This is a genomic window from Pseudoalteromonas qingdaonensis (genome assembly GCF_038739665.1).
GTDB lineage: Bacteria > Pseudomonadota > Gammaproteobacteria > Enterobacterales > Alteromonadaceae > Pseudoalteromonas > Pseudoalteromonas qingdaonensis.
The window spans coordinates 26193-45870 of record NZ_JBCGCU010000004.1 but is presented as its reverse complement, the minus strand read 5'-3'; the positions used below and the strand labels follow the sequence as shown (position 1 = coordinate 45870).

The window sequence follows — 19678 nt, the reverse complement described above, 5'->3', positions numbered from 1 at the left end:
GTTACTCTTTGGGCAAACTAAACAATCCCTGCTGGTAGGCCATGGAGCTAAACAGCACATGCGCCAAGGCTTTATGCTCCAACTGCTTTACATGAGGATTAGCGGCAATTTCCAGCTGTTTTTTGGTGCCCTTATCATAGACCCAGTAACTGACCTTATTGCCGGGCATTAATATGGTGGCTTCATTATTTTCCACATAAGCATAGTTGTCGTAATACTGCATTAAGGCTCGCTCCACCGGATAATACCGGGTTAAATCCAGCCCCGTCATCGGCGTCGCGGCTTCAACGCCCAACAGCGACATGAGGGTCACCGGCAAATCAATCTGACTGACCAGGCGCGTATCGCGCTGCACCGGCATATCCGAGTTCAAAATAAGCGCGGGGATATGGAAGGATTTAATGGGCACGGGCTCCTTACCAAATACCCGCACATCATGATCCGCGACAATTAAAAATACTGTGTTTTGCCAGTATTCGCGGCTTTTGGCGGTCTCGATAAAATCTCCCAAAGCCAGGTCGGCATACATAATAGCCTTATCTCGGGCGGGATTATCGCCTTGATAATCTGCAGGCAGTTGCACCTTGCCTGATGGTATTGCAAAGGGATCGTGATTACTGGAGGTAAAGATAAGGCTGAAAAAAGGCTTATCATCCGCCGCCAAAATACTGAGCTCTTTATCCGCCTGGCGGAACAAATCAGCGTCACTGGCACCCCAGGATGAGACAAACTCGGGGCTATCGATATCATCGAAGTCGACTATATCCTCTACCCCATTCCCAAGGAAAAAACTTTTCATATTGTCGAAGTGGCTTTCGCCGCCATAAATAAATTGTGTGCGGTAACCTTGATTGGTCAGCACCTGGGCAAGAGTGGCAAAGTGCTGTTGCGACTTAGACAATTTAACCACAGAGCGCGATGGCGAGGGCAAAAAGCCCGTGGTTACCGCCTCGATGCCGCGCACCGAGCGTGTGCCGGTGGCATAGAGATGCTCAAACCCCCAACCCTCATCGTAAAGCTTATCGAGCCTTGGTGTTATCCCTCGGCCGTTTAAGGCGCCGACAAAACGCGCCCCCAGGCTTTCTTCCAAAACTATCACCAAATTCTTCTTATCCCCCTGATTATATGCCGGGTTAACCGCCAAGGTGGGGATTTCCTGAGAAAGAAACTCGGTGCGATAAGATGCACTTTTCACCGTAGCCAGCACTTCTTCCTTAGTTAACTGACCATAAAGCTGGGCGGCACTTTGTTCGCTGCCAATATTTTTTAGCGCAAAGGCGATGCTGTAGGCAGAATTTAAGACCAGTGAATTAACCAGCGCATCCTGAGAAAAATACACCAGGGCGGGGTTCAGTGGTCTGTGTGTCAAGGTTCCGCGGGCGCCGAGGGCAACCAAGGGGAAAACAACCAGGCCCATAATCACCGCCGACCATGGCGAGCTGCGGCCAGGCGGCGCAGTTCTGGCAAAAAGACGATAGCCAAAAAAACCGGCCAAACCCACTACCACTGTGGTTACTATCAGGGTCAGTAAATGGCCATTAACCAGCATGGACAAGACTTCCTGCGGATAAATCAGGTATTCCACGAAAAGTCGATTGGGGCGCACATCATATTGGGCGATAAAGGCTGGAGTAGCCGCCTCAACCAGGGTGATCAGCATTACCGCCAGGGCGCAATATGCAGGAACCAGGTATTTTAACAGGCGCCGACTAACGCTACCTCCCAGCGAGCTTATTGTTAGCAAGATTAATAACGGCGCACTCAGATAGGCGGTGGTACTTAAATCTATGCGCAAGCCACCGACAAACAGCTCCTTAAGCGCGACCTCGCCGATGCGCTCATCCAGCCAGATATACAAGGCTAAGCGGCTTAAGATCAGCAGACTCATTATCAGAAGTACGAAAAGAATAAGGGGTTTAACTTGGGTTACGAAATGTTTGATTGCTTTCATAATAAATTACAGTTTTTATGTTGAAAGCAGATTAGGGAATGAAACTTAAGAAAACCTTAAGTAAAAATTGGGGAATAAAAAATAGCGGAAAAAATGGGGGGATATCTAGGTGGAGCTTGAGCTCCACCTGGGCAAGCTAATTAGATAGCTTTAACGTCAGAAGCTTGAGGGCCTTTAGCACCTTCTTCTACGCTAAATTCAACTTGCTGACCTTCTTGAAGAGTGCGGAAACCACCTTCAGAAACGATAGCACGGAAGTGTACGAATACGTCTTTGCCGCCGTCAGTAGGAGTAATAAAACCAAAGCCTTTTGCTTCGTCGAACCATTTAACTGTACCAGTTGTTTTAGACATAGTGTCTCCAAAATATATAAATAAAATAATGTGTTGCATTGCAACATCAGAATTGCCGAACTAAGTACTAGCTAACACGAGTGGCTTACGCTGCATAAATTCGGGTGGAACACTAACTGGGTAGATCACACGAAGAACTGAAGTACAAAAGCAAAATCGAATCTGGGTAGAACTCATCAGACGCGAGCATCCTAACACAAGGGCGCGAGATCACCTAAGATTTACGATATCTTTTTGTATACTTTTCACCCAAGAAGTTCATAACCCGCTTTCCCAGACCCTTGATCCCGACTTTGCTTGGTGTTTGTTATGAATACCCTATCAATGTGCTACATTAATGTTCCGGTTTAAATTTAGTTTTAACTATATCAAGTTAAACATTCCCCAACCTTAGATATAACAAGAACAAAGGGCTTTTTATGCGACATCAACTAGCGGCAATGGCACTGGGCCTATCGGCGGTTTTGTTAAGCACCGCCTTAAGCGCTGCCCCGGAACCATTTGAATATAAAAAACAAGGACGCGGCTCGGCATCGGAATCTAAGATGCGTGGCGTTTATGATCTGATCCCTAACCCCAGTGGCGATGCCGCTAAGGCGCGTTTGGCAATTCTCCAAGGCATGCAAAAAACCAAGGGGGTTGCCTGGCTACTGGAGCGAGAAGGCGACGGCTATATTCTGGCGCGCTGGGATTATAAGGGTCACACCATTTTCCATCGTATTGAATACAACGCTGAAGCGGTGCAAATCAAATATGCTGGCGGCCTAAATGAATACCAATGTGAAAAACTGGTCGGCGATTACTGCTATAAGACCCATAAAAACTATTACAAATACAACCGCTCGCTGGTCAAGCAGTTGAAAATCGCCTTGCAGGGAGTCTAAAGCATGAAAAATATCAAAAGCACATTATCACACTGGCTAGTTGCGGCGAGCCTGGGTTGTGCCTTAGTTGGCGGCGCCAGCGCAGACTCCACACCCACCTTTACCATGTATGACGATCCCTTATTGATACAGCCCTATGTCACCGAGCCGGCTAAAGTGATCAAACTGGGGATGAACCAGTATCAATGGCGTGGTACCGAGCAAACCCCGGGCACAATAGCGGCGGAGTTGGACTACAAGGGCTACGTGCTGCGCGTCGATATTCATTACAACAGCGAAAAGATTTGGTTTGAGGCCATCTCAAGCGTTAACAATGACTGTAAAAAGCCACCCTGCGAAGTTGAGCAGCGCCATATTGACCGCTGGCGCACCGGCCTGCGCCGTGGTATTGCCAAGGCAATCACAGACTTAGCGGTGAAAGATGCCTACCAGCAAGTGTATATGGATAAACCCTAGAAAATAACTAAGACACCCACTCTAAAAATAACTAAGACACCCACTTTAAAGCGCTCTTTATGATGGGTGTCTTGTTAATTCTGCATGTGTATTTGGATAGACACCCATTCCAATATTTCACACTCCCCGATCCTTTGACTACACTTTGAAGGTGCTACTCAAGGAGGAGTGGATCATGGCAACACCTCGAAAAAACCAAATCAGTCTGGCAGATACCCTCTATTATCACTGTATTTCTCGTTGTGTACGGCGTGCATTTTTATGCGGCATAGATGTACTGACCGGCCGCTCTTATGAGCATCGCCGCGATTGGGTTGAAAATAAACTATTGCAACTAGCGCAAATTTTCTGCATTGATATCTGTGCTTACGCGGTAATGAGTAACCACACCCATGTGGTGCTGCATGTGGATAAGCCTAAAGCCCAGCACTTAACGGATAAAGCCATAGTGCTGCGGTGGCATAAATTATTTAAAGGCACCGTGCTCTGCCAGCGCTTTTTGCAAGGAGAGCAGCTCGATACGGCCGAGTTGGCCGCGCTGCACAGTCGTATCTTGATTTATCGGGAGCGCCTCTGTGATATCAGCTGGTTTATGCGCGTGCTCAATGAAGGGATAGCCCGTCAAGCCAATCGCGAAGATGACTGCACCGGCCGTTTTTGGGAAGGGCGCTTTAAGTCTCAAGCCCTCCTTGATGAAGCTGCCTTGGTGGCCTGCTTAGCCTATGTGGACTTAAACCCTATTCGTGCAAAAGCTGCTGATTTACCTGAGCGCTCAGACTATACCAGCGTGAAAACCCGCATCGCTTCAGCAAAAAAAGGAGAGCAACCCTCTACCTTAATGCCCTTTGTTGGTAATCCCCGTAAAAACATGCCTAAGGGGTTACCTTTTGAGCTAAAGAGTTACTTAGAGCTGATTGAATGGACAGGGCGCTGTATGCGCGAAGATAAACCAGGGCATATTTCATCTGACGCAGCCCCCATACTTGAACGCCTCGATATTTGTTCTGAAAATTGGTTGGCTCTAACAACCTCATTCACCAAGGTATTTCACGGTGCGGTGGGTAAAGAGCAAGCCTTAACAACCTACTGTCAGCACCAACACAGAAAACGACGTGTGGATTTAAGTAACAGCCAAGCGCTGTTTACTTAAGTATCGTTTCTTTCCTCTCAATTCTTGACTAGGCTCGCGAGAAGCAGAATTCGCACATCCAAAATTCACGAAAATGATAAAAACGTAAAGCAAATCGTCAAAAATATTCAAACAAGGTGCCACTCGCTTTAAAATCCATTCCCCTCGTTCTGTTACAAAGCTCAATCTTTAGAATGGGTGTCTTGGTTATTCTCTTTTAAAGTGGGTGTCTTGCTAATTTTCAGCGTACTACAAAGTCAAAATAGGTATTAGGATAGGGCTGAGGTTTTAATGAAAAGTGCCACCACTCCAAGGGATAAGGTGCGAAGCCTTCGGCCAGCATTAGATCTCGTAACAGATAGCGGTTTTTTCGCTGCACCTCATTAATGCGCGGATCGTCCGTGTTCGATAAGGTATCGAACATATCAAAGGGTGAGCCCATATCCAGCTCTTTGCCATTGGCTCTATCTACCAAGGTCAGGTCGACCGTGGCGCCACGACTGTGACCGGACTGAGCGGCAATATAGCCCCCTAGTAACTTATCCTTAGCTAGATTCGGATAATACTCGGCCTTGGTTTTAATATCGGTCTCATCTTCAACCCAGCGCACAAAATGATCCACCGCACGCTGCGGCCGATAACAGTCAAACACCTTTAAGGTTAAACCGCTTGCCTGCGCGGCCTGTTGCACGCGCACCAAAGCCTTAGCCGCATCGCGATGCAAGATACACTTAGGCGCGTAATAGCCATCTACTTTAGCCCCCACAAAGTTATTGCTGCCAAAATAGCGAATCTCTTTTTCTATGCGGGTGTCCAATTCACCGACAGCAACAAAATCCTCGGGCAAGGCATCCTGTGCGCTGGCAAACGCTGAAAATAATAACTGGGCTAAGCAAATGGAAAGCAGCTTTTTCATAATGTTAGGGCCAAATCGTAGGTGAGCTATTAAAAATAACATACCCTAATTAAAAAACAGGATAAAGGTGGGTGTCTTGCTAATTTTTTTTAATCTGGCACATGCCGTACTAGAGCGTATTTTGCTGCTGTACTACGCCATCAGCGGCGATACCTGCCCTCTGCTACACCGCCTCGCTTTATGTGCAACCCTGGCCTATGTGGCCTTTCCTTACGACCTGATAGCCGATGCGTATCCAGTCCTGGGTTTACTAGACGATATCTTACTGCTGGCCGTGGCCGCCGTGTCCCTGCTCGGCTGTATTGATGCCAGGGTCAAGGTTCTTGCCGAATTTAAAGCCCACCAATTACTGTCAAAAACAGGCACTACAAAAGAGCACTAAAAGCGTATCTCATATTAATTGCTTGGCGCTAACGCCCGCTCATCCAGCAAGCTCAACAAGGATGTAAAACTGACCCCGCTGTGCCTGCTCAAACCGATTTCGCAGGTACGGCTGTTAGAATAACCCACAGTACAACCCCTGGGTTTGCTGGCACTAACATGGCGTAGTGCATGCTCATTTAGCTGGGGATGAGTAAAGCCCTTATCACCGGCAAACCCACAACAGCTCACTTCCGTAGTGCTGACCTTGGAACTAAGCGCCCTGGCCAGGTTCAGCATGGCGCTACCGCCATCCAAATGCTGGGAACTACAGGTGATATGCAGCCACAAAGGCTCCTCACTGCGTTTAATTGCCAGGCGAGGCAATAAATATTCGCTGGCAAAACTCATACTATCTAACACCCGAACTGGGCTGCTTTCTTCTTGCTGGCTTTGCTTTTTCTGAGGCTGGCTTTGCAGGGCACAGGGACTGGCGTCCATCACCACGGGCCAGCGCCCCTGCTCGCTCAGTTGCGTGATGATTTCCTGTAATTGCTGCTGTTTTTGTGTGGCCACCTCAGTCAATCCCTTGCTTTGCCAGGGCATGCCACAGCATAACTCGGCTATCTTCTCGGGTATTACCAGGGTCAGCCCTGCCTTGTCGCACAGGCTTTGCAGTGTCTGCTGCACACTTTGCTCGGTGGCATTGGCAAAAATACGGTTGCCGCAACTGGGCACATACACCACCTTATCGCCGCCCATAACCTGGCCGCTAGTCTGCTCGCCATGCTGCGCCTTGGGCCAGGCACTAAAGTAAAGCGGCGTACCAAAACGCTGTTGTAATTGGGCACTAATACGCTCAAGACGCTGCGCCCCCAGCAGTTTGGCGCTTAAATGAGCACCGCGGACACCCACTCGAGCCAAAGCGCTGGTCATGGCAAAATGATTTGCACTCCAGGTAGCGATTTTAGTGATCACAGGTTTGTTACCCATCTGCTTGGCGCGCAGCGACTTGATATAGGCGCCGGTATCAATGCCAACTGGACAGCGAGTGGCGCATAAACCAGTGGCGGCACAACTGTCTATGGCCAGATGTTGATAACCCTGTTGCAGCGCCGAAAGACGTCGATAGACGTCCTTGTCTTTGAAGGTAAACTCCTGATTTAGCAATTGTTGCTCGTGGCGTTTCAGGCTGATGCGCTGGCGTGGCGTAAGGGTGTATTCCTTAGATGGACACACAGGTTCACAAAAGCCACATTCGATACATTTATCGATTTGCGCATCGCTGGCGGGCATGGCTTTAACATGCTGCACATGAGCGCGGGGGTCGGCGTTGATGATCACCCCAGGGTTTAAAATCCCTTGGGCATCAAATAACTGCTTAATTTGCTGCATCACCGCATAGCCATCATCGCCCCATTCGAGGGCCACAAAGGGTGCCATATTACGCCCCGTGCCATGCTCCGCCTTTAAAGAGCCCTTGAGCTCCACCGCCACCAAGTGCGCCACATCGGCCATAAATGCCTCATAACGCTGAACCTGCTCCGGGCTATCGAAGGCCTGAGTAAAAACAAAATGCAGATTCCCGGCCAGGGCATGGCCGAAAATAATGGCCTCCTTGTAGCCATGCTTATCAAACAAGTGATGCAGCGCCTTAATGCCCCGGCTTAAGTCCGCCAAGGCAAAGGCCACATCTTCAATGATCACAGTAGTGCCGGTGTCGCGCACAGCTCCCACCGCCACAAAGGTGCCCTTGCGCACATTCCAAAGCGCCTGTGCCAGCTCGGCATCGTCGCTCAAGGGGTAGCCATGCACCAGCTGCTCTTGATATTGCGCCAAGATGGCATTAACCGAGCGCATCAGCTTATCAAGTGCCTGCTGATTTTCTTCGCTAATTTCTATCAGCAAGGCCGTGGCCTCAGCGGGAAAGTCGGCGACATTTTGCGGCATCACCGCATGCCCCTGCACCGATAAAAGCGCCCTTTTATCCAGCATTTCTACTGCGGCTATGGGCAAGGCGCTTAGTTGCTCAATCAAGGCGCAGGCGCTGTCTACATCGGCAAAGGTAAATAATCCGGTGCGTTTAAAGGCAGGCTCAACAACCGTGTTGTAGGTAATATTGGCGATAAAGCCCAAGGTGCCCTCAGAGCCTATCATCAGGTGTTTTATGATCTCTATGCCGTCAATGTGATCCACCAGGGCATTAAGGCCATAGCCAGTGGTATTTTTTAAGCGATATTTATGAGCGATGCGCTCACTTAATTCCTGGTTATCACGTACTTGCTGCGCCAGCTGTTCAAGGGCATTGAGCAGCTCTGCGTGACTTTGCCGAAACGCCGCCTTGGATTGCTCATCAGCGGTATCGAGACAGGTGCCATCAGCAAGGATAATCACCATGTCCTTTAAGGTGTGGTAACTGTTGTGTTTCACCCCACAGCACATGCCGGAGGCATTATTAGCGGCGATACCACCGATTTTACAGCTATTGATAGAGGCCGGATCCGGGCCGATTTTGCGCCCATAAGGAGCCAAAATGCGGTTTACTCGGGCGCCGACCAAAGAAGGCGATAGGCTGATCCAACGGCCATCCTCGCCCACCTTATAGTCTTGCCAATCATCACTGAGCAGCACCAGTACGCTATCGCTAATGGCCTGACCACAGAGACTGGTGCCGGCGGCCCTAAAGGTGACAGGTAATTTATATTCGCCGGCGCTTAATATCACCTTTTGTACCTGCTCGGCGCTTTTGACCAGCACCACACATTGAGGCGTTAAGCGATAAAAGCTGGCATCCGTGCCCAGGGCATAACGCAAGGCATAATCTGTGATCACTTGCTCGCGGCCAAGGACTTGGGTCATGGCATCAATGAAGGCTTCCATAGCCTTAGGGGACTCTGACATAATGAGGCACTAGCTATAACATGGTTGCCCTAGCATAGCTGGGAATAAAATATTATTAAACTCGTATTCATAGATCAGCACTGATATATAAAGAATAGATGGTTATGCTGAGTATTAGCCGCGGCTAAAGCGCTTGTGCTCATGGTATTAATAACTATAGAATCTTGAATACTTTATTCCAAGGGAGCTCGCCATGATTTTCCGCCGCCTAGTCAGTGCCTTGACGCTGCGCCTGCAAGCCAAGAGACTAGCCAAATTCGCCACTTTAGGATGTGTATTTATGAGTGCATCTAGCCTAGCCGCCCCGACGCTTACGCTAAAACAGCAAATCGGCCAAAAACTCATGCTGGATTTTCGCTACTACTGCGAAGATAAGGATATTAGCAGCGCCCGCTGCCGTGCCCCTATGACCTCCTTACCAGCACCTTTGGCAGAGCTGCTGACGCAGCAGCAAATCGGCGGTGTGATCCTTTTTGCGGAAAACCTTGAAAACAGCGCACAAATGGTCGAACTCACCCAACAATTGCAAAGAGCCGCACAACAAAGTGAGCTTGGCGCCCCGCTCTTTATCAGTATCGATCAGGAAGGTGGCCGGGTGGCCCGTATTCCTCGGGAATTAGGCACCGCCATGACCGGCAATATGTCCATAGGCGCCACCTATGCGCGCCATGGCACCGACTTTGCCCGCCGCAGCGCCGAGGTGATTGCCACTGAGCTGAACGCCCTAGGCATTAACCTCAATTATGCGCCCACAATTGATGTGAATATGAACCCGGATAATCCGGTGATCAATGTTCGCTCCTTCGGTGAAGACCCTCAGCTTGTGGCCGAGCTTGGCGGCGCTCAGGTCGATGCCTATCAGCAACACCAGATAATAGCTGCGCTAAAGCACTTTCCCGGCCATGGCGACACCAATGTCGACAGCCACACCGGCTTGCCACGAGTGGCCCATGATAAGGCGCAGGTGATGGCCCTGGATATCGCTCCTTTTAAACAGATTATCGATGCCGGACATGCTCCGGGCATGATCATGACCGCCCATATTCAATATCCGGCGCTCGACAACAGCACCTTTGTCAGCAAGGACGGCGATACCATGATCAAACCGGCGACCATGTCCCGCGCCATTATGACCGACTTGCTGCGCAATGAACTCGGGTATAACGGCGTCACCATCACGGATGCGCTGGATATGGCTGGGATCAGCCACTTTTTTAGCGCCGAAGATGCAGTGATCAACACCTTTAAAGCCGGGGTGGATATTGCCCTGATGCCTATCGCTGTGCGTAACCAAGATGATATCACCAAGCTCAACGCACTCATTGAGGCGGTAGAAAAAACGGTGCAAACAGGCGAGCTGGATGCCGCAGAATTTAAGCAATCCGCAGCCCGGATTATGGCGCTTAAGGCCAGCTATCAATTACTGCCCGAGCACCACAAGAGCCTGAGTAAACAGCAGGCCGTCGCCAGGCAAGTGCTTGGTAACCCTAAGCACCGTGCGTTAGAGGCTGAGCTTGCCAGTGCCGCTATCACGGATATAAAGAATGGCAAACACACTTCAGCCATGCTTAAAAACGCAAAAAATGTCGCCATTATTATGCCCGATACTCGTAAATGCCTGGCCTTGGAGCAAGCACTGCAAGCAAATTTGAAAGACACCCAATTCCACTGCTTGAGCCTGCAAGGCCATGATCCCGTGAAGGCGCAGGCGCTGATAGCAGAAGTTGATCTTGTTATCGCCGGAAATGCCAGCCCGGCGCAAAGCGCGGTGGAAATTGGCGGTATGGACGACAGCGAGGCCATTGCCGCATTTGCCCTGAGTCAGGCGCAGCAACCAGACGCCCTGGAGCGTTTATTAAAGCAGGCCAAACACACACAAAAGCCCACTGTTTTTGTGAGCCTGCGCGCGCCCTATGATATTGCCCGCTTTGGCGCTTATGCCGATGCCATACTGGCCACCTACGCCTATAACATAGACGTGGATGATGGCGAAACGGTGCAAGGTCCGGCCTTTAGCGCCCTGGCCAAGGTGTTGCTTGGACAACAAATACCAAGCGGACAATTACCTGTTACTATTAAACAATAATCTAGGCTGTTAATTTATAGATAAGGCGGATAAAAATGGATACCAATGCCTCGCTAAATACCCCTGCGGATATTCGCAAGCTGATCCGTGGTGGTGATTACACAGGTCATACATCGGGTTTTGCGCCGGGATTTGTGCAGGCAAACCTGGTTATTCTGCCGCAAAAGTACGCCTACGATTTCTTACGTTTTTGTCAGGCCAACCCCAAATCCTGCCCCTTGCTGGGACAAACCGAAGCAGGCGCCCTGGGTCACCCTGCTCTGGCTAAAGACCTGGATATTCGCACCGATCTGCCAAAATATCGGGTGTTCGAACACGGCCAGTTGATATATGAACCGACTCAGGTTCTTGATATCTGGCGCGACGACCTAGTGAGCTTTTTAATTGGCTGCTCCTTTTCCTTTGAAGAGGCGCTGCTGGCCGATGGCATAGAAATCCGCAATATCAGCGAACATAAAAATGTGCCCATGTATATTACCAATCAAGCCTGCAACGGCGCCGGCCCCTTTGTCGGCAATCAGGTGGTAAGCATGCGCCCAATGAAACCCAAGGACGCCATTCGCGCCATCCAGATTTGTAGTCGCTATCCCAGTGTGCACGGTGCGCCGGTGCATTTTGGCGATCCGGCAGCCATAGGCATCAAGGACATTAATCGCCCCGACTTTGGCGAGGCGGTCAGTATTAAGGCGGGAGAAGTACCGGTATTTTGGGCCTGTGGTGTCACCCCGCAAGTGGCCATTAGCAATGCCCGCCCGGACTTTTGCATTACCCATAGCCCAGGACATATGCTGGTGCTCGACATCAAAAATACCTCATTGGCGACGTTTTAGGAGGCAGCATGTTACTGAACTGTGATTTAGGCGAGAGCTTTGGCAGCTGGACCATGGGCGAGGATGAACTGGCCATGGCCCATATCGACTTGGCCAATATCGCCTGTGGCTTTCATGGCGGTGACCCCTTGGTAATGCAACGCACCCTGGCGTTAGCAAAACAATATGGCGTGCGTATTGGCGCTCACCCCAGTTACCCGGATCGCCAAGGCTTTGGCCGGCGCTCCATGGCACTGAGCCCCACAGAGCTTATCGCCGATCTTCATTATCAAATTGCCGCCTTGACTGGCATGGCCAAGGTACAAGGGCTGCAAGTGGAATATGTTAAACCTCATGGCGCCCTGTATAACGATATGATGGCCAATGAGTCGGTGTTTGTCAGCGTGCTACAGGCTATCACTCAATATGACTCGAGCCTTAAGTTAATGATTTTAGCGGGCAACAACACCGAAAATTACAGCGAACTGGCGGCCAAGCAAGGCATCAGCCTGTTGCTGGAAGCCTTTGCCGATCGTCGTTATACCGACGTCGGTACCCTGACGCCGCGCAACCAGGCCGGCAGTGTGCTTACCAAAGCTGAGATGTTAGAGCAGGTTCAGCAACTGGTCAGTGAGGGGACGGTGCAAACCCAGGGTGGTCAAACCTTGCCTCTAAAGGCCGATACCTTGTGTGTTCACGGCGACAACCTGGAAGCGGTCAACGCCATTATCGAGATCCGCGCCCTATGTGCCCGTTAAACAAAGAGCTGCAACTGAGTCGCCACATCGAAGACCTATTGGTGGCGCGCAACCTGCGTGGTATGGCACAAATACAACCGGCCCTGCAGCCGGGCTATGTGCAGCGCAGCGCAAAAGCCCTGTATCAGGCCGAAGGTAAAATTCTGATCGGTACCGGCTTTTGGGTTGCCGGCACCTTTGAAACCGATGGCCCAGTCGGCGCCATTGCCCTGTATTTGGCTCTAAAGGCGCTTGGCAAAGAACCCGTGTTGGTCTGTGGCAACCCCCTTTACAGCAAGCTAAGCGAAGATTTTAATTGTTTTCAACTACCCTTAAACGATCTGCCCCAGGCAAAGCTCTTGGCACAGCAGTACTTCGCTACCGAGCAGGTCGGCTGCGTGCTCGCCATAGAGCGCCCAGGGCTTAATCAACAAGGCGGCTATTGCAATATGCGTGGCGAGGATATCAGCCATGGCTGTGCCAGTTTCGATCCCTTTATTGAAACCGCGCCCTGCACCAGCATAGCTATTGGCGATGGCGGTAATGAAATAGGCATGGGCAAGGTCGCCTCGGCACTGAGCCAGCTGGACATTATTCCCAGCATAACCAGCTGCGATGAATTGATAGTGGCCGATGTCTCCAACTGGGGTGCCTATGGGCTGATCGCCTTTTTTGCCCTGTGGCAGCAAAAAGATATGCTCGCAGTTATTGACCCGCCACACTGGTTGGCGTATTTAAGCAAACACGGCAGCGTTGATGGTGTCACCAAACGCAACGAAGCCACCGAAGACAGCCTGGATGCCACCCATGCCCAGGCGGTGATCACAGAATTACGACGGTTAACGGGCTTTTTGCCCATTGAATGAGGAAACACAATGAGCCAGGTGTATTTAAACGGCGACTATATGGCCCCCGAGGAAGCGAAGATTTCGCCCATGGATCGCGGCTTTCTGTTTGGCGATGGCATCTATGAAGTGATCCCCGCCTACCATGGCAAAATGCTTGGCTTTAATGCCCATATCGAGCGCATGCAACAGGGCCTGGCTGCCATCGAAATCGCCCTTGATTACGACGTCGAGCAATGGCGCGAAATCTGCGAAACCCTGCTAAGCACCAATCCAGGTCCCAACCAGGGCATTTATTTGCACGTTAGCCGCGGCACAGACAGCAAGCGCAATCACGCCTACCCCAGCGGCGTTGCCCCCACGGTATTTGCATTTTGCTTTACCCTGCCCGGCGAGCCCAGCTGCGATGCCGACAAGGCCAGCAGCTATGAAGTCTCTTTAGAGCAAGACAGACGCTGGCAGCGCTGTAATATCAAGTCCACTGCCCTGCTTGGCAACGTAATGCATTACCAAAGCGGCGCCCGTGCAGGTAATAAGGAAACCATTTTATTTAATGCCCTGGGTGAGATCACCGAGGCCAGCTCCAGCAATGTCTTTATCGTCAAAGAGGGTGTGATAGCTACGCCACCGCTGGACACGCAAATTCTGCCGGGAATCACCCGCTGGTTGATTTTACAAATAGTGCACACGCACAGCGAACTGCGCATTGAAGAACGAGTAATCACCAAGGATGAACTACTCGATGCCGATGAAGTATGGATCACCTCGGCCACCAAGGAAGTGGGGCCCGTGCTTAAGGTCGATGGCAAACAGATAGGTCAGGGCCGCCCCGGGCCCATGTGGCAAAGAGTGCAGAGCCTCTTTAGCCAGCATAAATTTGACTACTAGGGTTTTAACTAAGCACTTGCTTTTAGAATCTATCAGCCGCCGAATGAACCCGGCGGCTTTTTTATGCTCCGCGGCGCGCCCAGTAAAATAGCAACATGGCAGACACAAATAGCCATAAAGGCACTGAGCCCCAAGGCGCCGCCATAGCCGTTTAGCTTGGGCACCAGGTATTGAAAAAGAGGAGCGAAAATAATGGCCGAGCTGGTCAAAGTATAAAAACCAAAGCGATGGGGAGCGCTCATACCGATAAAGGTGCCACCAAAAAAGACCAGGGCATAGAGATCCGGATTATCGCTAAATAACCTCAACAAGCCATAGGCGAAAATGGTCACCAGCGCCGAGGCACGAATGGCATCAAAACGTTTATGCTGCGCCAGCAAATAGGTGCTCAGAGCGCCAAGCAGTGCCAATAGAATAAAGATCAATGTGATCATAGAACTCCTCGGGTGAGCATAAACAATGCCACGCTGACAAAAGCCACACCACCTAGGCGCCCACCAAAACCGGCAAACAAATTCATGGTCAAGGCATATAAAGAAGTACCGATTAAGGCCAGTAAGGCCAGTTGCCAGTAATCGCCTATCAATTCCGCCGAGCACATACCGGCAAAGCTACCGGCATAAATAGCCGCCCTTGGATGCAAACCAAAGGCCTGAGTTGCAGGAACAAAGCTGCCCAATAAGCCGGTAATGCTGGCTGCCAGCACCACGGGCACGGCAAACTGCGCATGCAAAATAAAGCACAGCGTACAGCCAAGTAAAAAGGCCAGATATTTAACAATAAAGAATTTAATCATAGCGCGGCAATTATAAAGCAATCTCGCCAGTGCGGGAGAGGTTTTCAATACCTAAAAGCTATAAGCTAGTATGCCCCTAGGTGCAGGCTTTACCTTGTTGGTCGGTCTTTTAGGCCGACAATTAGCAATGCAGGAGCATATTGCCGAAAGGCCGACACAACGCCAATTAATATCACCTTGTCGGCGCATTGACCTACAAACGGCCTTCAAATTAAGATTTTGTCGGGTCGCCGACTACGACTTAGAGGAAATAGGAAGAATAGTGCTAATAATTCATCCATGAAGCTGGGTTCCTGTCGGCATCCATGCCTCCACCTTCTCGCGCTGCGAAGCGGTGCTTCGGTCACTCGTCGCCCCTAAGAACCCCAAGGCGCCCCAACATTGCACTTTTTCCTCAGCGCGCTACGAGAAATGAAGGTAACCAACATGCACAGGACATCCATGTCCCGAGCATGTTTTCGCCAGCGTCGTGCTGGCGATTACGCTTCTCGTAGCGCGTTTCGGGTGCAATGTAAGGGGATGAGGCTGATACACCGGCGTTTATTTGTATTCCTGCTTTTGCTGTGAGGTTTAGGCTTTGCCGCCAGGGATGTCGGGATTTCATCCCGACAAATATGCGCATTCGTTGACATGTCGGCGCAAAGCACCGACCCACAAAGTCAAAACGCAAACCTAGAAATTAATCTGATAAGACGCTGAGAAGGTACGTCCTATACCCTTAAAATTACGCTTATCGTTCGGGCTCGATTGCGAGTAATAGGTGTAATAATCTGTGTTGGTCAGGTTTTGAATACCCAAGGTCACCACTCCAGAAAACGCCTCTACATTGGCACTAAGATCCACCGTGGTGTAACCATCGAATTCATTTATTACCTCGCCTTGAGCATTGTCTACGTCACGGTCAAACAGATGATTAACTTGTAAACGCGTACTTAGGGTGTCCGTCCAATCCCTGTCCCAACTGGCGTTGATGCGATTTGGGGCGATATTGGTGCCGCCTAAATCACTGTCGACATGCCCATCCTGGTTTGAGTCATAACGACCGTCGGAGGTGGCAAAACGCAGCCCCAGTTTATCGAGTGACGTGGCCAGATAGTTAATACGAAACTCGATGCCATCAACCTCGGTTTTCTCACGCTTAACGGTATAAATACCATCGTCACCGCGCTGTAAGCGCTGACCAAAATCCGAGTCTGAGGTGTAATAGGCCAGTTGTGCCTGTACCAGATCGCCGCCGTATTCCAGGCCAATCTCGGTGTTTTCCGTCAGAATGGGCTTAAGATCAAGGAAAGTTTCCACGCTTTGCCCAGGCACATTGATACCACGCAGCACACGACCCACGTCCGGCATTGAAAAGGCTTCCGAGTAATTGGCAAAGGTGCGCCAGTCGCCGGTTAAACGGTAGGTGGCGCCCAGGTTATACAGGGTTTGTGAAAACTCCGGCTTACCGCCGGCAACAAATTGACTGCCATAGGAAGCCAAGGTGGTAAAGTCTTCCACTTCCAGTTTCGACTTTTCATAGCGAATACCAGCGCTGACACTCAGCGGTGAACTACCAGCATATTCCAGCTGCGCATAGGGTGCATAGTTGTGGTATTTAGTCGGCGGCACCCAGGTACGGCCGGTTTGAATAAGCGCCTGCCAGGTTTCGTCTTCGAGTAAGTCCAAACCATAAACCAGGCTCAGGGGTTCAAAAACAAAGTTTTCTTTAACCAGGGTGATCTTCATGCCGGTTTTTTCAGAGTTATTCTGCGACTGATCGATCAGATCCGGGCCATAGGCTGGGTCCTGGAATGTCGCTAAAGGAGTGGCTTCGGCACCATAGGTGGCGGCAAAATCCTGGCGGAATAACTGCACCGATAAACGCTGAGAGAAGAAGTCCTGCTTGGAATAGTTCAGGCTCGTGGTAGTCACCTTGTTTTGAGCCGCATCACCATTGATCGCACCCTTTTCAGCGCTGCTGGGAATATCCGCATCGACATCGCCGGGCACAGAAATCCAGTCATTCTTGCCTTCAATCTGATAGCGGTTAAACATCAACTCTAAGCGCGAGTCGTCCCATTCATAACCGGCCTTTAAAAAGCCATCAAAGGTATCGGCGTCCATGGTATCGCCCTGGGTGTTATCCACCCCGATCAGCTTGCCATCGGCATCATACGACATGCCGCTGGTCCGCCAGCTAATACCGGCTAAAATATCGGCATTGTCCCAGCGATTAGACAGGCTGTAGTTAACACCTAAACTGCCCTCGGAGAGCTTGTCGCTTTGCACTGTGGTATCAAAGCGCAGCTGTTGCTCCAAGCCACCGCTAGGCTTTTTGGTGATCAGATTGATGATCCCGCCGGCGGCGCCCAGACCATGAATGGCATTGGCACCGTGCAGTACTTCAACGCGCTCAAGGAAAAAAGGGTCTATGGTATGACCGTCACGGCCACCACTGCGCAGCGGGTTCGATTGCGGCACACCATCAATCAGGTACAAGGGTTTACGACCGCGCAGGCTCTCACCGGCACTGGTCATCTTCTGACGGCTTGGCGAAAAGCTCGGGATCAGATTTCCCAGCACGGTAGAAATATCATGCTGTAGCGACAACTGCTGCTGCAGCTCAGACTCATCAATAACGGTAATGGTATTAGGGATCTGGCTTAGCGGCCTTTCAATGCGCGAGGCGGTAACCACTATGGTTTCCACCGGCTCGGCCGACTCTTTGGAGCCTTGCTCGGCAAGCGCGTTGTTAGTGATAAGTGGGCCTGCGAGAATTGCGAAACACAGCTGCGACAGCTTGAACTTCATGACCTTGTCCTTACTAGCTTATTAGATTTGGGAAGTAATGGCTAATAATGTAAATGATAACCACTATCATTTCAATGTTTGTTTTTGTTTTCTCAATAATGGGGAATTAGGTGCTTAACCCTGTATCTGAGTAAAGATATATGCCGGGCATACACAGCAAAAACTGGCCTCAAAGCTTAAGCTGGCGTTACAATCCGGGTCGTTAATGCACATCAACATCAAGGAATAACAGTGAAAATCTCTATTTTGGCCTCGGCCCTGGCGTTACTCAGTACCGCATCTATGGCGGCCACGGTTGGCAGTGACAAAGATGCAGTGGCGCACTACGCCCTGGACCAGTACCAGGAAGCGCAAATTCATACCCTGGCAAATCTGGTGTCTTTCCCCACGGTTAATACTCAGGACCTAAAAGCGCCGGATAACCCAGCCTTTATCGGCTTTAAAAACTACTTAAAGATGAAGGCGGAGCTGTTTGGCTTCGACTATCAGGATTTTGGTTACACAGTGCTGATTGGCATGGGCGAGCAAAGCGAAAAAGTTACCATAGTCACCCATGGCGATGTGCAACCGGCGGATCCCAGTAAATGGAGCAAAAGCCCATTTGAGCTAGATAAAATCACAGAGCCGGGCAAGCTGATCGCCCGTGGCAGTGAAGACGACAAGGGTGCCATCGCCACCGCCTTATATGCCATGAAAGCGATTAAAGACAAGGGCATAACCCTTGATAACCGCATCGAGCTGATGGTTTACCTGGCCGAGGAGTCAGACTGGGGACCGATCACAGAGTTTATGAAAACCTATAACCAGCCCAAGTATGCGGTCACCATAGACGCCAGCTACCCGGTAGTCGTAGCGGAAAAAGGCTGGAGCCTGATAGCCCCCACCTTTAGCGGCGCCAACCCAAGCAGCGGCCTTTATGTATCTAAGCTGCAAGGCGGTGCTTTTGTCAGCCAAATTCCCGAAGATGCAAGCGTGATCCTGCATAATGCCGACGATCAGACCAAAACCCAGCTACAGCGCAATATCAGCGCCTTACAAGGAGTTAAGGTGTCCTTGGTTGAGCAAGAAGATGGCCTGCATATTCGAGTAAAGGGCACTTCGGCTCACTCATCCGAGCCGGAATCGGGCGTTAACGCCATTGCTCACTTGGCGGCCATCTTTGACGGCATCGCCCTTGCCACCAACAGCGATGGCCAGGCACTGATGTTTATTAATGAACTCATTGGCTTGGGTTTATATGGCAAGCAGTTTGGTGATATCGCCTACGAGCATGACTTTATGGGCCCACTGACAGTGGCACCTACGTTACTTAGTCGCGATGGGCAAAATAACGACATCACTTTATCGGTGAATCTGCGCCGCCCCATGGGTAAGGATGCCGACTTGCTGGCCCAGCAGATCGACAGCGCTCTTAAAACCTGGCAACAGCAACATCAGGTAACCTTAAGTAATGTAGAAGTAGAACTTGGCACCCCCATGTTGCTAGATAATGCCCCGCACGCCCAGGCGCTGTTGGATATTTTCAAGCATTACACTGGGGATCAGGATGCCTCTTTTGTCTCCATCGGCGGTGGCACCAATGCCAAGCTATTTGATAATGCCGTGTCCTTTGGTCCATCCATGCCGGGCAAACGCTATACAGGTCACTCAGAGCATGAGTTTATTACCGAGGAGCAACTGGCACTTAACCTGAAAATGTACACCGCCATGATGCTCACCTTGGGCAAGATGTAATTAAGTAGATGATCAGAGAGAGCGCTGGATAAATAATATG

General features: G+C 50.5%; 17 protein-coding genes. 10 read left to right on the top strand and 7 right to left on the bottom strand.

Annotated elements, in window-relative coordinates; translation table 11 throughout:
- Position 1 precedes the first annotated feature (1 nt).
- Positions 2–1951: an LTA synthase family protein gene (locus WCN91_RS05020; RefSeq protein ID WP_342676881.1), complete on the bottom strand. Its 1950-nt coding sequence runs from the start codon at positions 1949–1951 to the stop codon at positions 2–4.
- A gap of 140 nt (positions 1952–2091) precedes the next feature.
- Entirely contained in the window at positions 2092–2304 is a 213-nt protein-coding gene (gene cspE, locus WCN91_RS05015; protein ID WP_342676879.1) for a transcription antiterminator/RNA stability regulator CspE, read from the bottom strand.
- 419 nt (positions 2305–2723) lie between these two features.
- On the opposite strand from cspE, the gene WCN91_RS05010 reads away from it, so the two are divergent.
- From WCN91_RS05010 to WCN91_RS05000, 3 genes are all read left to right on the top strand, one after another.
- A complete protein-coding gene (locus WCN91_RS05010; RefSeq protein ID WP_342676877.1) occupies positions 2724–3188 on the top strand; it encodes a hypothetical protein in 465 nt (154 codons plus the stop codon).
- Positions 3189–3191: 3 nt separating this feature from the next.
- Positions 3192–3644 carry a hypothetical protein gene (locus tag WCN91_RS05005; protein ID WP_342676875.1) on the top strand — a complete coding sequence of 151 codons (453 nt, stop codon included), beginning with the start codon at positions 3192–3194 and terminating at the stop codon, positions 3642–3644.
- Between the two features lie 175 nt (positions 3645–3819).
- Entirely contained in the window at positions 3820–4794 is a 975-nt protein-coding gene (locus WCN91_RS05000) for a transposase (RefSeq protein ID WP_342676873.1), read from the top strand.
- A 220-nt stretch (positions 4795–5014) separates the two neighbouring features.
- Here the strand turns inward: WCN91_RS05000 and WCN91_RS04995 are convergent, their stop codons facing one another.
- The gene (locus WCN91_RS04995) at positions 5015–5689 is read right to left on the bottom strand and encodes a M15 family metallopeptidase (RefSeq protein ID WP_342676871.1); all 675 of its coding nucleotides are present in this window, start codon (positions 5687–5689) and stop codon (positions 5015–5017) included.
- A 76-nt stretch (positions 5690–5765) separates the two neighbouring features.
- Here WCN91_RS04995 and WCN91_RS04990 point away from each other — a divergent pair, with 76 nt between their 5' ends.
- Positions 5766–6071, top strand: a complete 306-nt coding sequence (locus WCN91_RS04990) for a DUF1232 domain-containing protein (RefSeq protein WP_342676869.1) — start codon at positions 5766–5768, stop codon at positions 6069–6071.
- A gap of 14 nt (positions 6072–6085) precedes the next feature.
- Here the strand turns inward: WCN91_RS04990 and WCN91_RS04985 are convergent, their stop codons facing one another.
- A complete protein-coding gene (locus tag WCN91_RS04985; protein WP_342676867.1) occupies positions 6086–8950 on the bottom strand; it encodes an FAD-binding and (Fe-S)-binding domain-containing protein in 2865 nt (954 codons plus the stop codon).
- Positions 8951–9230: 280 nt separating this feature from the next.
- On the opposite strand from WCN91_RS04985, the gene WCN91_RS04980 reads away from it, so the two are divergent.
- Genes WCN91_RS04980 through WCN91_RS04960 form a run of 5 tightly spaced genes read left to right on the top strand, consistent with a single transcriptional unit; the run spans position 9231 to position 14315 of the window.
- Positions 9231–11036, top strand: coding sequence for a glycoside hydrolase family 3 N-terminal domain-containing protein (locus tag WCN91_RS04980; protein ID WP_342676865.1), 1806 nt, complete (start codon positions 9231–9233; stop codon positions 11034–11036).
- 35 nt (positions 11037–11071) lie between these two features.
- The gene (locus tag WCN91_RS04975) at positions 11072–11866 is read left to right on the top strand and encodes a putative hydro-lyase (protein ID WP_342676864.1); all 795 of its coding nucleotides are present in this window, start codon (positions 11072–11074) and stop codon (positions 11864–11866) included.
- A gap of 8 nt (positions 11867–11874) precedes the next feature.
- Complete coding sequence (locus tag WCN91_RS04970; protein WP_342676863.1) at positions 11875–12603, top strand: 5-oxoprolinase subunit PxpA; 729 nt, start codon at positions 11875–11877, stop codon at positions 12601–12603.
- Entirely contained in the window at positions 12591–13448 is an 858-nt protein-coding gene (locus tag WCN91_RS04965) for a glutamate cyclase domain-containing protein (RefSeq protein ID WP_342676861.1), read from the top strand. Before WCN91_RS04970 ends, WCN91_RS04965 begins: the two co-directional genes overlap by 13 nt.
- Positions 13449–13457: 9 nt before the next feature.
- Entirely contained in the window at positions 13458–14315 is an 858-nt protein-coding gene (locus WCN91_RS04960; protein WP_342676859.1) for an aminotransferase class IV, read from the top strand.
- A gap of 32 nt (positions 14316–14347) precedes the next feature.
- Here the strand turns inward: WCN91_RS04960 and WCN91_RS04955 are convergent, their stop codons facing one another.
- From WCN91_RS04955 to WCN91_RS04945, 3 genes are all read right to left on the bottom strand, one after another.
- Positions 14348–14746, bottom strand: coding sequence for a hypothetical protein (locus tag WCN91_RS04955; RefSeq protein WP_342677156.1), 399 nt, complete (start codon positions 14744–14746; stop codon positions 14348–14350).
- The gene (locus tag WCN91_RS04950) at positions 14746–15111 is read right to left on the bottom strand and encodes a hypothetical protein (RefSeq protein ID WP_342676857.1); all 366 of its coding nucleotides are present in this window, start codon (positions 15109–15111) and stop codon (positions 14746–14748) included. The genes WCN91_RS04955 and WCN91_RS04950 overlap by 1 nt, the downstream gene beginning before the upstream one ends.
- A 672-nt stretch (positions 15112–15783) precedes the next feature.
- Entirely contained in the window at positions 15784–17904 is a 2121-nt protein-coding gene (locus WCN91_RS04945) for a TonB-dependent receptor (RefSeq protein ID WP_342676855.1), read from the bottom strand.
- Positions 17905–18186: 282 nt separating this feature from the next.
- Between WCN91_RS04945 and WCN91_RS04940 the strand changes: the two genes are divergently transcribed.
- A complete protein-coding gene (locus WCN91_RS04940; RefSeq protein WP_342677155.1) occupies positions 18187–19638 on the top strand; it encodes a dipeptidase in 1452 nt (483 codons plus the stop codon).
- The last annotated feature ends 40 nt before the right edge of the window (positions 19639–19678 follow it).

Excerpts from the sequence above, each read along its gene's own strand:
- WCN91_RS05010 (WP_342676877.1), top strand. The coding sequence starts at position 2,724 with ATGCGACATCAACTAGCGGCAATGGCACTGGGCCTATCGGCGGTTTTG.
- WCN91_RS04965 (WP_342676861.1), top strand. The coding sequence starts at position 12,591 with ATGTGCCCGTTAAACAAAGAGCTGCAACTGAGTCGCCACATCGAAGAC.
- WCN91_RS04995 (WP_342676871.1), bottom strand. The coding sequence starts at position 5,689 with ATGAAAAAGCTGCTTTCCATTTGCTTAGCCCAGTTATTATTTTCAGCG.
- WCN91_RS04975 (WP_342676864.1), top strand. The coding sequence starts at position 11,072 with ATGGATACCAATGCCTCGCTAAATACCCCTGCGGATATTCGCAAGCTG.
- WCN91_RS05020 (WP_342676881.1), bottom strand. The coding sequence starts at position 1,951 with ATGAAAGCAATCAAACATTTCGTAACCCAAGTTAAACCCCTTATTCTT.
- WCN91_RS04940 (WP_342677155.1), top strand. The coding sequence starts at position 18,187 with ATGGCGGCCACGGTTGGCAGTGACAAAGATGCAGTGGCGCACTACGCC.
- WCN91_RS04970 (WP_342676863.1), top strand. The coding sequence starts at position 11,875 with ATGTTACTGAACTGTGATTTAGGCGAGAGCTTTGGCAGCTGGACCATG.
- cspE (WP_342676879.1), bottom strand. The coding sequence starts at position 2,304 with ATGTCTAAAACAACTGGTACAGTTAAATGGTTCGACGAAGCAAAAGGC.
- WCN91_RS05000 (WP_342676873.1), top strand. The coding sequence starts at position 3,820 with ATGGCAACACCTCGAAAAAACCAAATCAGTCTGGCAGATACCCTCTAT.
- WCN91_RS04980 (WP_342676865.1), top strand. The coding sequence starts at position 9,231 with ATGAGTGCATCTAGCCTAGCCGCCCCGACGCTTACGCTAAAACAGCAA.
- WCN91_RS04985 (WP_342676867.1), bottom strand. The coding sequence starts at position 8,950 with ATGTCAGAGTCCCCTAAGGCTATGGAAGCCTTCATTGATGCCATGACC.
- WCN91_RS04960 (WP_342676859.1), top strand. The coding sequence starts at position 13,458 with ATGAGCCAGGTGTATTTAAACGGCGACTATATGGCCCCCGAGGAAGCG.
- WCN91_RS05005 (WP_342676875.1), top strand. The coding sequence starts at position 3,192 with ATGAAAAATATCAAAAGCACATTATCACACTGGCTAGTTGCGGCGAGC.
- WCN91_RS04945 (WP_342676855.1), bottom strand. The coding sequence starts at position 17,904 with ATGAAGTTCAAGCTGTCGCAGCTGTGTTTCGCAATTCTCGCAGGCCCA.
- WCN91_RS04950 (WP_342676857.1), bottom strand. The coding sequence starts at position 15,111 with ATGATTAAATTCTTTATTGTTAAATATCTGGCCTTTTTACTTGGCTGT.